General features: G+C 67.9%; 9 protein-coding genes and 1 pseudogene. 7 read left to right on the forward strand and 3 right to left on the reverse strand.

Features of this window, described 5'->3' with window-relative positions:
• Positions 1-65: 65 nt before the first annotated feature.
• From VUG52_RS15875 to mobA, 3 genes and pseudogenes are all read left to right on the forward strand, one after another.
• On the forward strand, positions 66-1,241 hold the full coding sequence (locus VUG52_RS15875; protein WP_262952892.1) for an efflux RND transporter periplasmic adaptor subunit: 1,176 nt from the start codon (positions 66-68) through the stop codon (positions 1,239-1,241).
• Positions 1,242-1,252: 11 nt separating this feature from the next.
• A pseudogene (locus VUG52_RS15880) lies at positions 1,253-4,374 on the forward strand (efflux RND transporter permease subunit).
• A gap of 120 nt (positions 4,375-4,494) precedes the next feature.
• Complete coding sequence (gene mobA / locus VUG52_RS15885; protein ID WP_442964593.1) at positions 4,495-5,010, forward strand: molybdenum cofactor guanylyltransferase MobA; 516 nt, start codon at positions 4,495-4,497, stop codon at positions 5,008-5,010.
• A 218-nt stretch (positions 5,011-5,228) separates the two neighbouring features.
• Here the strand turns inward: mobA and VUG52_RS15890 are convergent, their stop codons facing one another.
• From VUG52_RS15890 to VUG52_RS15900, 3 genes are read right to left on the reverse strand one after another with little or no spacing between them, the layout of a single operon-like run.
• Positions 5,229-6,632 carry an efflux transporter outer membrane subunit gene (locus VUG52_RS15890; RefSeq protein ID WP_331831734.1) on the reverse strand — a complete coding sequence of 468 codons (1,404 nt, stop codon included), beginning with the start codon at positions 6,630-6,632 and terminating at the stop codon, positions 5,229-5,231.
• On the reverse strand, positions 6,632-9,760 hold the full coding sequence (locus VUG52_RS15895) for an efflux RND transporter permease subunit (RefSeq protein WP_262952898.1): 3,129 nt from the start codon (positions 9,758-9,760) through the stop codon (positions 6,632-6,634). The genes VUG52_RS15890 and VUG52_RS15895 overlap by 1 nt, the downstream gene beginning before the upstream one ends.
• A gap of 15 nt (positions 9,761-9,775) precedes the next feature.
• Positions 9,776-10,918, reverse strand: coding sequence for a MexC family multidrug efflux RND transporter periplasmic adaptor subunit (locus tag VUG52_RS15900; RefSeq protein ID WP_331831735.1), 1,143 nt, complete (start codon positions 10,916-10,918; stop codon positions 9,776-9,778).
• 182 nt (positions 10,919-11,100) lie between these two features.
• On the opposite strand from VUG52_RS15900, the gene VUG52_RS15905 reads away from it, so the two are divergent.
• The 4 genes from VUG52_RS15905 (at position 11,101) to VUG52_RS15920 (ending at position 14,797) form a co-directional block, all read left to right on the forward strand.
• Positions 11,101-12,633 carry an FAD-dependent oxidoreductase gene (locus VUG52_RS15905; RefSeq protein ID WP_331831736.1) on the forward strand — a complete coding sequence of 511 codons (1,533 nt, stop codon included), beginning with the start codon at positions 11,101-11,103 and terminating at the stop codon, positions 12,631-12,633.
• 88 nt (positions 12,634-12,721) lie between these two features.
• Entirely contained in the window at positions 12,722-13,267 is a 546-nt protein-coding gene (locus VUG52_RS15910; RefSeq protein ID WP_331831737.1) for a hypothetical protein, read from the forward strand.
• Positions 13,264-13,695 carry a hypothetical protein gene (locus VUG52_RS15915; RefSeq protein WP_331831738.1) on the forward strand — a complete coding sequence of 144 codons (432 nt, stop codon included), beginning with the start codon at positions 13,264-13,266 and terminating at the stop codon, positions 13,693-13,695. Before VUG52_RS15910 ends, VUG52_RS15915 begins: the two co-directional genes overlap by 4 nt.
• A gap of 94 nt (positions 13,696-13,789) precedes the next feature.
• Positions 13,790-14,797: an aldo/keto reductase gene (locus tag VUG52_RS15920; protein ID WP_331831739.1), complete on the forward strand. Its 1,008-nt coding sequence runs from the start codon at positions 13,790-13,792 to the stop codon at positions 14,795-14,797.
• Positions 14,798-14,864: the final 67 nt, after the last annotated feature.

Raw genomic sequence — 14,864 nt, forward strand, 5'->3', positions numbered from 1 at the left:
CAGCTTAACAGCCGCCACCCGAACGGCTGCTTTAGCATACGCTGGATCAAACCTGGAAGATCCGTATGTCCATTCCCTGCCCTTCGCGCCTGCGCCCCTTGGCGCTGCTGGCGCTGATGACCCTTTCCCTGGCCGGTTGCAACGACGCCGCCGAACAGGAAGAACAGGCCCCGCCTTCCCAGGTCCGGGTCGAGACCCTGGCCGTGCAGCCATTGGCGATCAGCACTGAACTGAGCGGCCGCATCCTCGCGCCACGTACCGCCGAGGTGCGCGCCCGGGTAGCCGGCGTGGTGCTCAAGCGGGTGTACCGCGAAGGCAGCGACGTGAAACAGGGCGACGTCTTGTTCCTGATCGACCCGGCGCCATTCAAGGCCGACTTCGACAGCGCCCGCGCCACCCTGGCCAAGGCCGAGGCAACCCTGTACCAGGCCCGCCTGCAGGAACAGCGCTACCGCGAGCTGGTCGACGACAAGGCGGTCAGCCGCCAGGAGTACGACAACGCCCGCGCCGCCTTCCTCCAGGCCGACGCCGCGGTCGGCGAAGCCAAGGCGGCGCTGGAACGGGCACGCCTGAACCTGGGCTACGCCACCGTCACCGCGCCGATTTCCGGGCGCATCGGCCGCGCCCTGGTGACCGAGGGCGCGCTGGTCGGGCAGAGCGAGACCACGCCGCTGGCCACCATCCAGCAGCTTAACCCGATCCATGCCGACGTCACCCAGTCGACCCGCGAGCTCAATGCCCTGCGCCGTGCCTTGCGCGCCGGCGAACTGCGCCAGGTCGGCCAGGACCAGGTCAAGGCCACGCTGATCCAGGACGACGGCAGCGCCTACCCGCTGGCCGGCAAGCTGCTGTTCTCGGACATCAGTGTCGACCCGAGCACCAACCAGATCACCCTGCGCAGCGAGTTCCCCAATCCCGACCTCGACCTGCTGCCGGGCAGCTATGTGCGCGTGCGCCTGGACCAGGCGGTGCAGCCCCAGGGCATCAGCGTGCCGCAACGGGCGATCCTGCGCGACAGCGCCGGCGTGCCCAAGGTGCTGCTGGTCGACCCGCAGGCGCGCATCAGCGAACGCCAGGTGGTGCTGGGCAGCGCCCAGGGTGATCGCTGGATCGTCAGCGAGGGCCTGGCCCCCGGCGATCGGGTGGTGGTCGAGGGCCTGCAACACGTCAAGGCCGGCGACCAGGTCCAGGTCGACGAGCAACCGGGCGCCTCCGCGGTCGCCCAACACACCGGCCAATGAGGGCCTGATCCATGCCGCAGTTCTTCATCGACCGCCCGGTATTCGCCTGGGTGGTCGCCCTGTTCATCCTCCTGGTCGGCGCCCTGGCCATCCCGCAGCTGCCGGTAGCCCAGTACCCCGACGTGGCGCCGCCGCAGGTGGAAATCTACGCCGTCTACCCGGGCGCCTCGGCGGCGACCATGGACGAGAGCGTGGTCAGCATCATCGAGCAGGAGCTCAATGGTGCCGACAACCTGCTCTACTTCGAGTCGCAGAGCAGCCTGGGCAGCGCCACCATCACCGCCAGCTTCCAGCCCGGCACCAACCCGGACATGGCCCAGGTCGACGTGCAGAACCGCCTCAAGGTGATCGAGTCGCGGCTGCCGCGCCCGGTGACCCAGCAAGGCCTGCAGGTGGAAAAGGTGTCCACCGGCTTCCTGCTGCTGGCCACCCTCACCTCCGAGGACGGCAGCCTCGACGAGATCGCCCTGTCGGACATCCTCGCGCGCAACGTGATGAACGAGATCCGCCGCATCAAGGGCGTCGGCAAGGCACAGCTGTACGGCTCGGAGCGGGCCATGCGCATCTGGATCGACCCGGCCAAGCTGGTCGGCTTCAATCTCACGCCCAACGACGTGGCCGAGGCCATCGCCGCGCAGAACGCCCAGGTCGCCCCCGGCAGCATCGGCGACCTGCCCAGCCGGCCGACCCAGGAGATCACCGCCAACGTGGTGGTCAAGGGCCAGCTGAGCACCCCCGAGGAATTCGCCGCCATCGTCCTGCGCGCCAACACCGACGGCTCGACCGTCACCGTCGGTGATGTCGCCCGGGTCGAGATCGGCGCCCAGGAGTACCAGTACGCACGCGTCTGAACGGCAAGGCCACCAGCGCCTTCAGCGTCAAGCTGTCGCCCGGCGCCAACGCCATGGAAACCGCGGGCCTGGTCAAACAGAAGCTCGACGAGCTGGCGCGCTACTTCCCGGCCGGGGTGAAGTACGACATCCCCTACGACACCTCGCCGTTCGTCAAGGTCTCGATCAAGCAGGTGATCAACACCCTGGTCGAGGCCATGGTGCTGGTGTTCGCGGTGATGTTCCTGTTCCTGCAGAACTTCCGTTACACCCTGATCCCGACCCTGGTGGTGCCGGTGGCACTGATGGGCACCTTCGCGGTGATGAACGCGCTGGGCTTCTCGATCAACGTGCTGACCCTGTTCGGCATGGTGTTGGCCATCGGCATCCTGGTCGACGATGCCATCGTCGTGGTGGAGAACGTCGAGCGGATCATGGCCGAGGAAGGCCTGCCGCCGAAGGAAGCCACGCGCAAGGCCATGGGCCAGATCAGCGGCGCCATCGTCGGCATCACCCTGGTGCTGGTGGCGGTGTTCCTGCCGATGGCCTTCATGAAAGGCTCGGTGGGCGTGATCTACCAGCAGTTCTCGGTGTCGATGGCGGTGTCGATCCTGTTCTCGGCGTTCCTCGCCCTGAGCCTGACCCCGGCCCTGTGCGCCACCCTGCTCAAGCCGCTGGAAAAGGGCGAGCACCATGAGCGCAAGGGTTTCTTCGGCTGGTTCAACCGCCGCTTCGAGGGCATGAGCAACGGCTACCAGCGCTGGGTGACCCACGCCCTGGCCCGCAGCGGCCGCTACCTGCTGGTGTATGCCGCGTTGCTGGCGGTGCTCGGCTACGGCTTCAGCCAGCTGCCCACCGCCTTCCTGCCCACCGAAGACCAGGGCTACACTATCACCGACATCCAGCTGCCGCCGGGTGCCAGCCAGGCCCGTACCATCGAGGTGGCGCAGCAGATCGAGGCGCACAACGCCGAAGAACCGGGGGTGGCCAACACCACGCTGATCCTCGGTTTCAGCTTCTCCGGCAGCGGGCAGAACGCGGCGCTGGCCTTTACCACCCTGAAGGACTGGTCCGAGCGCGGGGGCGACGACAGCGCGCAGTCCATCGCCGACCGCGCGACCATGGCCTTCACCCAGCTCAAGGACGCCATCGCCTATGCGGTGCTGCCGCCGCCGGTGGATGGCCTGGGCGAGTCGACCGGCTTCGAGTTCCGCCTGCAGGACCGTGGCGGCATGGGCCACACCGTGCTCATGGAGGCCCGCGACCAACTGCTGGAGGCCGCGCGCAAGAGCAAGGTGCTGGTCAACGTGCGCGAAGCCTCGCTGGCCGAAAGCCCCCAGGTAGAGCTGGAAATCGATCGGCGCCAGGCCAACGCCCTGGGCGTGTCGTTCGCCGACATCGGCGCGGTGCTCGACACCGCGGTGGGTTCCAACTACGTCAACGACTTCCCCAACCAGGGCCGCATGCAGCGGGTGGTGGTGCAGGCCGAAGGCGACCGACGCAGCCAGGTCGAGGACCTGCTGAAGATCCACGTGCGCAACAACAGCGGCAAGATGGTGCCCCTGGGCGCCTTCGTCACGGCCCACTGGCAGTCCGGCCCGGTGCAACTGACCCGCTACAACGGCTACCCGGCGGTGTCGATCTCCGGCGAGCCGGCGGCCGGCTACAGCTCCGGTGAGGCAATGGCCGAGGTCGAGCGCCTGGTCGCCCAACTGCCGGCCGGCTCCGGCCTGGAATGGACCGGCCTGTCGCTGCAAGAGCGACTGTCTGGCAGCCAGGCGCCGCTGCTGATGGCGTTGTCGCTGCTGGTGGTGTTCCTGTGCCTGGCGGCACTGTACGAAAGCTGGTCGATCCCCACCGCAGTGCTGCTGGTGGTGCCTCTGGGCGTGCTCGGCGCGGTACTGGCCGTGACCCTGCGCGGGATGCCCAACGACGTGTTCTTCAAGGTCGGCCTGATCACCCTGATCGGCCTGTCGGCGAAGAACGCCATCCTGATCATCGAGTTCGCCAAGGACCTGGTGGACCATGGGCACGACGCGGTGGACGCCGCGATCCAGGCCGCGCGCCTGCGCCTGCGCCCGATCGTGATGACCTCGCTGGCGTTCATCCTCGGCGTGGTGCCCCTGGCCATCGCCAGCGGCGCCAGCTCGGCCAGCCAGCAGGCGATCGGTACCGGGGTGATCGGCGGCATGCTCAGCGCCACCTTCGCCGTGGTGTTCGTGCCGGTGTTCTTCGTCGTGGTGATGCGCCTGGCAAGGCGTGGCCGGACAAGGACGGCCGAAGCAGCCACCCACGAGGCCTGACTGGACAAGCCCCGCGGTAAATGGGAGGGTTCCCGGCATTGACTGCCCGGAACCCTTTTTCATGCCTGACGCCCTCCCCCCTGCTCCATCCTCATCCTCGCCGGAGGCCGTGGCCAGCGCATGGGCGGCCGCGACAAGGGCCTGGTGGCCTGGCGCGGCGAGCCGTTGGTGGCCCATGTGCAACGTGCCGTGCGGCCGCTCAGCGATGACCTGGTGATTTCCTGCAACCGCAACCAGGCGGCCTATGCGGCGTTTGCCGACCAGCTCGTCGGCGATGCCGAAGCAGGCTTTCCCGGTCCGCTGGCCGGGGTCATCAGCGGGCTCAAGGTGGCGCGACATGAGTGGGTAGTGCTGCTGGCCTGCGATGCACCACGGATCGACCGGGCCTTGATCGAGGACCTGCTGGCCCTGGCGGTGGCCCACGACAGCGCGGCCATGGTGCGCCAAGGTGGGTATTGGCAGCCGATGTTCAGTGTGTTGCCGCGGCGGTTGCTGCCACTGCTGGAGCAGGCCTGGCAGGCGGGTGAGCGGAGTTTGCAGAAGGCCTTGCTGAAGGCGAGCGTCCAGGGGCTGGAGTGTGGCGAGGACGATCCGCGATTGAGTAACTTCAACAGCTCGGATCTGTTGCACCATTAGCCTGTCCACGACCCTCTGTAGGAGCGGCCTTGTGCCGCGAAAGGGCTGCAAAGCAGCCCCAGGATCTCGTGGCGAGGCGGATATTGCCGGGGCCGCTACGCGGCCCTTTCGCGGCACAAGGCCGCTCCTACACAGATTATGTAAGCCCAAATAAAAAAGGCCCCGGGGCAAAGATCCCCCGGGGCCAAGCGGTTGGATTCCCCAACCAAAGGAGTCTTTCAGCCCTTGTCCGGCCAGCCACCGCCCAGGGCACGGAACAGATCGACCAACGCCAGCTGGCGCTGGGTGCTGGCCTCGATGAAGGCCGCTTCGTTGACATAGCCGTTGCGCTGCGCGTCCAGGTAGCGCAAGTGGTTGTCCACCCCGCCCTCGTAGCGCGCCTTGGCCAGCGCCACGGTCGCCCGGCTGGTGTCGGCCAGGGCCCGGCGCGCCGCTTCCTCGCGGCGCAGGGTGTCGGTGGCGGCCAGGGCGTCGGCCACTTCGCGGAAGGCGGTCTGGATCGTGCCTTCATACGCCGCCACCGCCGAATCCTTGCGCGCCTCGGCCAGGCTCAGGCCGGCCTTGTTGCGCCCGGCGTCGAACAGCGGCAGCGACAGCTGCGGCATGAAGCTCCAAGTGCGCGAACCACCGTCGAACAGCCCGGACATCTGCGCGCTGGAAGTGCCGAAGCTGCCAGTCAGGCTGATCCGCGGGAAAAACGCCGCCCGCGCCGCGCCGATATCGGCATTGCGCGCCCGCAGCCGGTGCTCGGCGGCGAGGATGTCCGGACGGCGTTCGATCAACGCCGACGGCGCGCCCGGGGCGATGTCCTGCAGGACCAGCGGTGCCTCGCTGCGCTCGGCCGGGATCGCCTTCGCCGCGTCCGCGCTGCCCAGCAGCAGCACCAGGGCGTTGTAGGCCTGGCGCTGCTCGCGCACGATGCCTTCCAGCTCGGCCCGCGACTGCTCGACCAGCCCCAGCGCCTCCTGGTGATCCAGCGCCGTGGCCGTGCCGGCGGTGCGCCGCTGGCCGACCAGGGCCAGCGAATCCTCGCGGCTGGCCAGGGTCTGGCGGGTCAGCGCCAGGCGCCGCTCGGCGCCGTCCAGGGTCAGGTAGGCCTGGCTGACTTCGGCGATCAGGGCAATGCGCGCGGCGCGGCCAACTTCCTCGGTGGCGAGGTACTGCTCCAGGGCCGCGTCGCTCAGGCTTTTCACCCGGCCAAACAGGTCCACCTCGTATTCGGGCAGCGACAGGCCCACCTGGTAGGTGCTGCTCACCCCTTCGCGGCCATCGCTCGACAAGTCGGTCGGCAAGTGCTGGCGGTTGCCGGAAGCCCCGGCATTCAAGCCCGGGACCCGGTCGGCACGCTGGATGCGGTACTGCGCGCGGGCCTGCTCGATATCCAGCAGGGTCTGGCGCAGCGAGCGGTTGTTGTCCAGCGCGGTCCCCACCAGCTGGCGCAGGGACGGGTCGACGATGAACGCCTGCCAGTCCAGTTGCTCCACCGCCTGGCCGTGATGGCCGGCGGCATCGCCCCACGCGGTCGCCACCGGCGCCTCGGGGCGCTGGTAGGTCGGTGCCAGAGAGCAGCCGGCCAAGGTGACGGCCAGCGCGAACGGAATTGCAAGATTGCGCATGAGCATCACTGGGTTACCTCGACAGCGTGTTGCACGGGGGCCGGCTTGCGCTTGAGCAGCTTGAGCACGAATACGAAACAGATCGGCACGAACACCACGCCCAGCAAGGTGGCGCTGAGCATGCCGCCGATCACCCCGGTACCGATGGCGCGCTGACTGGCCGCACCGGCGCCGGTGGCGATGGCCAGCGGCACCACGCCGAGAATGAAGGCCATGGAGGTCATCACGATCGGGCGGAAACGCAGGCGCGCGGCCTCGATGGCGGCGTCGCTCAGGCTGTAGCCCTTCTCCCACAGTTCCTTGGCGAACTCGACGATCAGGATGGCGTTCTTCGCCGCCAGGCCAATGATGGTGATCAGGCCGACCTTGAAGTACACGTCATTAGGCAGCCCGGTAAGCATCACCGCCCACACCGCGCCCAAGGCGCCGATCGGCACGATCAGCATCACCGTCAGCGGGATCGCCCAGCTTTCGTACAGCGCCACCAGCAGCAGGAACACCACCAGGATGGCCAGGGCGAACAAGGCCGTGGCCTGGCCGCTGGAGACCTTCTCCTGGTACGACAGGCCCGTCCAGGCATAGCCGATGCCAGGCGGCAGCTCGCTGACCAGACGCTCCATCTCGGCCATTGCCTGGCCGGTGCTGTGGCCGGGCGCGGCGTCACCGGCGATGCGGATCGACGGATAGCCGTTGTAGCGCACCAGCTGCACCGGGCCCTCTTCCCATTTCGTGGTGACGAAGGCGCTGAACGGCACCTGCTCGCCACTGGCGTTGGGCGCATACAGGCGCAGCACGCTTTCCGGGGTCATGCGCTCGCCCTGCTCGGCCTGCACCACCACGCGCTGCTGGCGCCCGGCGTTGGTGAAGTCGTTGATCACCGCCGAACCGAAAGCGGTGGCCAGAGTGCTGTTGATGGTTTCGAAGCTCACACCCAGGGCGCGAGCCTTCTCGCGGTCGATCTGCACGCGCAGCTGCGGCGCCTCGGCCAGGCCTTCCATCATCGCGTAGAGGATCACCGGGTTGCCGTTGGCGCGGGCCAGCAGCTGGTCGCGGGCCGCCAGCAGCGCTTCGCGGCCCAGGCCGCCACGGTCCATCAGGCGCAGGGCGAAACCGCCGGAGTTGCCCAGGCCGTCGATCGGCGGCGGCATGACCGCAGTGATGGTGCCGTCGCCATTGGCCGCGAACTGGGCGTTGATGGCAGCGGTTTCCGCCTCCGCCGATTGCTCGGGGCCGCGCACGGACCAGTCCTTGTAGGTAGGGAACGCCAGCGCGGCGTTGTCACCCTGGCCCGAGAAGCTGAAGCCGCTGACGATGAACGAACTGGCCGTCGCCTCGCGGGACATCAGGAATTGCTCCAGCGCCTCGGCGGTGTGGTCGGTACGCACCCGGCTGGCGCCCGGCGGCAGTTGCACGTCGACGATGCTGTAGCCCAGGTCTTCCGCCGGCACGAAGGCTTCCGGCAGACGCAGGTAGGAATAGCCGAGCACCACCAGGATACCGACGTAGGCCAGCATCCAGCGCCCGGCGCGGGCCACCAGGGCGCTGTTCATTACCGAGTAACGCTCGGTCACGCGGGCGAAGGCGCGGTTGAAGGCGCCGAAGAAACCGCCTTTCTCGTGGTGACCGTGGGGCACCGGCTTGAGCAGCGTGGCGCACAGCGCCGGGGTGAAGGTCAGGGCGAGGAAGCCGGAGAACAGGATCGACACCGCCAGCGACACCGAGAACTGCTGGTAGATCACCCCCACGGAACCGGACATGAACGCCAGCGGCAGGAACACCGCCGCCAAGACCATGGTGATACCGATGATCGCCCCGGACACCTGCCCCATCGCCTTGATGGTGGCGTCCACCGGCGACAGGCCCTCCTCGGCCATCAGCCGCTCGACGTTCTCCACCACCACGATGGCATCGTCCACCAGGATGCCGATGGCCAGCACCATGCCGAACATGGTCATCATGTTCACCGAGAAGCCGAGCAGCTTCATGATCATCAGTGTGCCCAGCAGGCACACCGGCACCACGATCGACGGGATCAGGGTGTAGCGCACGTTCTGCAGGAACAGGAACATCACCAGGAACACCAGCACCATGGCTTCGATCAGGGTATGGATCACCTTCTCGATGGCCACGTCGACGAAGCGCGAGGTGTCGTAGGGCACCGAATACTCGACGCCCTCGGGGAAGAACTGCGCAAGCTCCGCCAGGCGCTCCTTGACCAGCGTCGCGGTCTGGATGGCGTTGGCGCCGGGCGCCAGCTGCACCGCGCCGGCCACGGCCGGGTGGCCGTTCAGGCGCGAGGACAGGTTGTAGTTCTCGCTACCGATGGCCAGGCGCGCGACATCGCCCAGGCGCACGCTGGAGCCGTCCGGGTTGGCGCGCAGGACGATGCCGGCGAAGGCCTCGGGAGTATCGAGGGTGCCCTGTACCGCCAGGGTCGCGGTCAGCTCCTGCTCGCTGGCCCCCGGCGTGCTGCCGAAGCTGCCGGCCGGCACCTGGACGTTCTGGCCACGGATGGCGTTGTTGATGTCGTCGATGGACAGGCCATAGCCCACCAGTTTCTGCGGATCGACCCAGACCCGCATGGCCGCTTCGGAGGCGAAGAACTGCAGCTTGCCCACGCCCGGCACGCGCAGCAGTTCGTTGTTGATGTTGCGCGCGGCGTAGTCGGCCAGGGCCGTGGTGTCGCCGCGGTCGCCGGCATTGCTGGTCAGGGCGTAGATCAGCAGGAAGCCGGAGCTGGCCTGCTCCACCTTCAGGCCCTGGGTCAGCACTGCCTGGGGCATGCGTGCCTCGGCCTTCTTCAGGCGGTTCTGCACATCGACCTGGGCCATGTCCGGTTCGGTACCGGGCTCGAAGGTCACCAGCACCTCGGCGACGCCGTTGGAGTTGTTGGTGGACTCGTAGTACAGCAGGCCCTTGGCGCCGTTGAGCGACTCCTCGATGATGCTGGTCACCGACTCCACCAGCACCTTGGCCGAAGCGCCCGGGTAGCTGGCGGTGATGGAAATCTGTGGCGGTGCCACGCTGGGGTACTGGGCCACCGGCAACGCCGGGATCACCAGCAGGCCGGCCAGGGAAATGAACAGCGCCACGACCCAGGCGAAGTTCGGCCGATTGATGAAGAACTTGGACATCTCGCTACCCTCGCTTTATTTCGCCGCGACCGGCTGCGCCTGCGCCGGCACCACGGGCATGCCCGGGGCCAGGCCGGCCGGGCTGCCGACGATGACCTGGTCACCGCCGCGCAGGCCTTCGACGATCTGCCAGCGCGAACCGTGCATCACGCCGGTGCGCACGCTGCGCGCCTCGGCCAGGTTGCCGGTGCCGACCACCATCACCCGTGCCTCGCCGTCGCTGCCGCGCTGCACGGCGCGTTGCGGCACCAGGGTGGCCTGCTGGTCGGTGCCCTGGGGGGTGCGCACGCGCACGTACATGCCCGGCAGGAGAATGCCGTCGGCATTGTCGAAGCGCCCGCGCAGGGTGACTTGGCCAGTGCCGCGGTCGACCGCCACGTCGGTGAACATCAGCGCACCCTGGCGCTGGTAGTCGGTGCCTTCCACCTGGGCGGTCAGCGCCTTGTCGTCGCCGCCACCCAGAGCGCCGTCCTTGAGGGCCTGGCGCAGGCGCAGGGCGTCGGCGGCGGACTGGGTGAAGTCGACATAGATCGGATCGAGCTGCTGGATGCGCGCCATCAGCGTGGCGTCGCCCTGCCCGACCAGCGCGCCTTCGGTGGCCAGGGCGCGACCGATGCGCCCGGAAATCGGCGCGGTGACCGTGGCGTAGCCCAGGTTCAGGCGCGCGGTCTGCACGTCGGCCTGGGCCGAACGCACGGCAGCCTGGGCGCTGCGCAGCTCGGCGGTGGCGCTGTCGAAGTCCTGCTGGCTCACCGCCTCGATCTTCACCAGCGGCTCATAGCGTTTTACCCGCGCCTGGGCTTCCTGCTGCACGGCCTGGGCCCGGGCCAGGTCGGCCTCGACGCGGGCCAGGGCCGCCTTGAACGGCGCCGGGTCGATCTGGAACAGCACATCGCCGGCCTTGACGTCGGCACCTTCCTCGAAACGCTTGTGCAGGACGATACCGGCCACCCGAGCACGCACCTCGGCCACCCGCATCGGCTCGACCCGACCTGGCAAGGTCGAGGCCAGGGCCAGTGGCTCGGCGGCCACGGTCACGATTTCCACCGGAAACGCCGTTTCAGCGCCGACCTGCTGTTCGTCGGCCGCCCCGCAGCCAGCCAGGGCTACTGCCACTGCCAACCAGCTGGCCACGCCTATTGCACGCAAATTGCTCATGAACTCACCCGAGCCGTTAACTAAATTTGGCGCGAATGGTACTTGCACATTCGATTTGAGTCAATTTAGTCTCATTTGAAGTTTTTGTGAAAAGTTGTAATGGCCATCTCCGATCGTCGGCTCGTCGCAGCCCGGGCCCATGGCAGGCGTCAAATGAAACACAACGCCTGAGGAGATCCGCCATGACCCTGCACGCCGTGGCCAGCCTCGACCAGCTCGAGGAACACCGCCCCCTGCGCGTCCAGGCCGGCACCGAGGACATCGTCCTGGTGCGCCAGGGCGAGTTGGTGAAGGCCTACCAGGCCAACTGCCCGCATGCGGGCGCGCCCCTGGAGGAAGGCGCGGTCTGTGGCGGGCTGCTGATCTGCCCCTGGCACAAGGCCGCCTTCGCCGTGGACGAGGGCGCGGTCTGCGAGCCGCCGGCCCTGACCGGCCTGCGCCGCCATGCCGTGCAGCTCAAGGACGGCCAGGTCTGGGTCGACGACCAGCCGCTGTCCGAGACAGCGCCACCGCGCCACAGCGACGCCCGCACCTTCGTCGTGGTGGGCGCCGGCGCCGCCGGCTCGGCCGCCATCGCCACCTTGCTCGAGCATGGCTTTGCCGGGCGCCTGCTGTGGATCGACCAGGAACAGCCGAACGCCTACGATCGCACCGCCCTGAGCAAGTTCGTCATCGCCGGGCAGATGCCGGTGGACGAAGTGCCGACCCTGCTGGCCCCGGACGCCCTGCGCCGTGGCCAGCTACAGCGTTTGCACGGCAAGGTGCGCGCCGTGGATGCCGGCAAGCGCGTGATCACCCTGGCCGACGGCCAGAAGCTGAAATACGACGCCGCCCTGCTGGCCACCGGCGGCAAACCCAGGCGCCCCGAACTCTCCGGCGTACAGTTGCCCGGTATCTGCGTACTGCGCTCGCGCACGGATGCCGCGCAACTGCTCGACCTGGCCGAGCCGGGCCAGCCGGTGGTGATCGTCGGCGATGGGTTCATCGGCCTGGAGGCCGCCAGCGCCCTGCGCAAGTACGGCCTGCAGGTGCATGTGGTCACGCGTCACGCCATCCCGCTGGCCCGGCAGCTGGGCGACCGTATCGGCCAGACCCTGCGCGAGCTGCACGAGCGCAAGGGCGTGGTATTCCACGGGCCGACCGAGGTGAGCGGCTTCGAAGGCCGGGAGCGGGTCGAGGCCGTGTTGCTGGCCAATGGAGAGCGCCTGCAAACCCCGCTGGTGCTGCTCGGCACCGGCGTCAGCCCGGCCACCGGCTACCTGCACGACCTGCCCCTGGCCGAGGACCGGTCACTGACGGTGGACGCCCACCTGCAGGCCGCCGACGGCCTGTGGGCGGCCGGCGATATTGCCACCTTCCCCCTGGCCGGCCGCCCGGTGCGCATCGAGCACTGGCGCCTGGCCCAGCAGCATGGGGTGATCGCCGCCGCCAACATGCTCGGCGAGCGCCGCCGCTACGACGACGTGCCGTTCTTCTGGACCTACCAGCACGGGCGCACCTACGAAGTGCTCGGGCATGCCAGCGGCTGGAACCGCATCGAGTACGTCGGCACCCCGGAACAGGGCGACTTCATCGCCCTGCAGTGCCTGGACGACCGGGTCGAGGCGGTGATCGCCAAGGGCCACGCACGGGCCATGGCGGTGCTGTCGCAGCGGCTGAAACGGCCGCTGTCGAGCCGCGAGGCGCGTGATCTGATCGATGCCTGGCCAGATTGAGACCTGACGTTGCCCGGGCAGTGGCAACCGCGCGCTCGTCGCCGTACAGTACGCCGCAGACTCGCCCCAGCGCATGGAGATTGACCCAGTGCACTTCGACTGGCACGAACACCAGGCCCACCTCTTTGCCAGTACCCAGGCGCTTGCAGAGACGCCACAAGCACACCCCTTGGCAGGCTACTTCAGCCATGACGACGGGTCACTGCCGGAAATCGAGCTCCACTTTGCCCGGAGCGCGGATATGCCGAGCGCATTCGCACGCCTGTTCACCCTCGGTGCGAGGGTGGACTGCGGCAGCTTGTGGGACAAGGCAAGCGGGTGCGAAACGCCCTTTACCGGCCCACAGGATGCCTCACGTGTCAGTGACGGTGTTGTCGAACCGTTTCATATACTGGCCAAGGGCATCGACATCGATGGCCAACCCCTCCCTGACCTGGGCGTGATGGTCTGCGAGCACGGCCTGACACTGGACTATCGCATGGGGCCTGACTGGGATGCGCCTCGAATCGACGCCCTGCTGTCGCTGCTGCGCCAACTTCGGCAACAAGGCGGCCAGGTTCGCATCCCTTGGTGGCAGGCAGACGGCGAACAGGACTTTCTGCAGGCCCTGGGCCGCGGCGGAGCCGACGGATGAACTCGCGCTCCCTGGATATCCAGCGGCTGCTCAGGAAGCGACAACTCAATGTGCAGGAACAGAACCTGCTCACTGCCCATCGCATCAGAGAGTCGGCACGCCCCTGGCTCACCCGTGAGGTGCCGCCTGCCCTGCTGCGCGTCGCCGAAAGCCATGGGATCGACTGGACACGCTCCCTGCTGCTGGACCTTGAGTTCGACTTCCCCGGCATGGCCAGCCTGACGGGCAGTCTGTTGACCGATACCGAACGCTTCATAGACTTCGAGCTCGAGACCGACAGCAGCTACTGCCAGCTGCTGTCTGTCGAATGCTGGGAAGACGTGACGGCCCAGCATGACCACGGATTGCGCAACCGGGGTACCGGCAAGGGTTATGCAACCATTGCCCTGGAAACAAGGCGCGAACTGCTCGGCCCGCCGACACGCTGAGCACATGCCCTGCCTTTGCCACCGCGAGCTTTCATTACCGGGGTGAACTGTGTAAAACAAGTTCACCCACACTGTAAGGAAAGGATGACTCGCAATGATCTACCGCCCCCTCGGCCGCTCCGGCCTGCACGTCTCGGCCCTCACCCTGGGCAGCATGATGTTCGGTGAGCAGACCGGCACCGAAGACTCGCTGCGCATCATCGACAAGGCCTGGGACCAGGGCATCAATTTCGTCGACACCGCCGACGTCTACAACGGCGGCCGTTCCGAGGAGATCGTCGGCGAGGCGGTGGCGCGCAACCGCCACGACTGGATCATCGCCTCCAAGGCCGGCTACGGCCCGGTCGATGGCGTGCCGAACCGCAGCGGCCTGTCGCGCAAGCACCTGTTCAATGCCATCGAGGCCAGCCTCACCCGCCTGGGCACCGACTACCTGGACATCTACTACCTGCACCGCGAGGACCACACGGTCCCCCTGGAGGAGACCGTGCGCGCCATCGGCGACCTGCTGGCCCAGGGCAAGATCCGCTACTGGGGCGTGTCCAACTTCCGTGGCTGGCGCATCGCCGAGATCTGCAACCTGGCGGAGAAACTCGGCGTGGCCAAGCCCGTGGTCAGCCAGCCGCTGTACAACATCGTCAACCGCCAGGCCGAACCCGAGCAACTGACCGCCGCCGCCTACCATGGCCTGGGCGTGGTACCGTTCAGCCCGCTGGCCCGCGGCGTGCTCAGCGGCAAGTACGCGCCCGGCTCGACCCCGGACCAGGGCAGCCGCGCCGGCCGCCAGGACAAGCGCATCATGGAGGTGGAATGGCGCCAGGAGTCGCTGGCCATCGCCCAGAAGATCCATGCCTACACCGAGGCCAAGGGCGTGGGCATCGTCGAGTTCGCCATCGCCTGGGTGCTGAACAACCGCCTGGTCAGCTCGGCCATCGTCGGACCGCGCACCGAGGCGCAGTGGGACACCTATGCCGGCGCGCTGGAGGTGAAGATCACGGCGGAGGACGAAGCGTTCATCGACTCGCTGGTGACACCCGGCCATGCCTCGACGCCCGGGTTCAACGATGCGGCGCACTTCGTCAGCGGGCGCCTGCCACGCTGACGCTCAGGTCTAGGTCTGGGTCTGGGTCTAGGGCGTAGAGCCTAGAACGTGGGAGCGGGCTTGCCCC

The sequence above is a fragment of the Pseudomonas sp. LH21 genome, assembly GCF_036549575.1.
Taxonomy (GTDB): domain Bacteria; phylum Pseudomonadota; class Gammaproteobacteria; order Pseudomonadales; family Pseudomonadaceae; genus Aquipseudomonas; species Aquipseudomonas peradeniyensis.

Bases quoted from the DNA above. Each gene is read 5' to 3' on its own strand.
- VUG52_RS15875 (WP_262952892.1), top strand. From the start codon at position 66: ATGTCCATTCCCTGCCCTTCGCGCCTGCGCCCCTTGGCGCTGCTGGCG.
- mobA (WP_442964593.1), top strand. From the start codon at position 4,495: ATGGGCGGCCGCGACAAGGGCCTGGTGGCCTGGCGCGGCGAGCCGTTG.
- VUG52_RS15890 (WP_331831734.1), bottom strand. From the start codon at position 6,632: ATGCTCATGCGCAATCTTGCAATTCCGTTCGCGCTGGCCGTCACCTTG.
- VUG52_RS15895 (WP_262952898.1), bottom strand. From the start codon at position 9,760: ATGTCCAAGTTCTTCATCAATCGGCCGAACTTCGCCTGGGTCGTGGCG.
- VUG52_RS15900 (WP_331831735.1), bottom strand. From the start codon at position 10,918: ATGAGCAATTTGCGTGCAATAGGCGTGGCCAGCTGGTTGGCAGTGGCA.
- VUG52_RS15905 (WP_331831736.1), top strand. From the start codon at position 11,101: ATGACCCTGCACGCCGTGGCCAGCCTCGACCAGCTCGAGGAACACCGC.
- VUG52_RS15915 (WP_331831738.1), top strand. From the start codon at position 13,264: ATGAACTCGCGCTCCCTGGATATCCAGCGGCTGCTCAGGAAGCGACAA.
- VUG52_RS15920 (WP_331831739.1), top strand. From the start codon at position 13,790: ATGATCTACCGCCCCCTCGGCCGCTCCGGCCTGCACGTCTCGGCCCTC.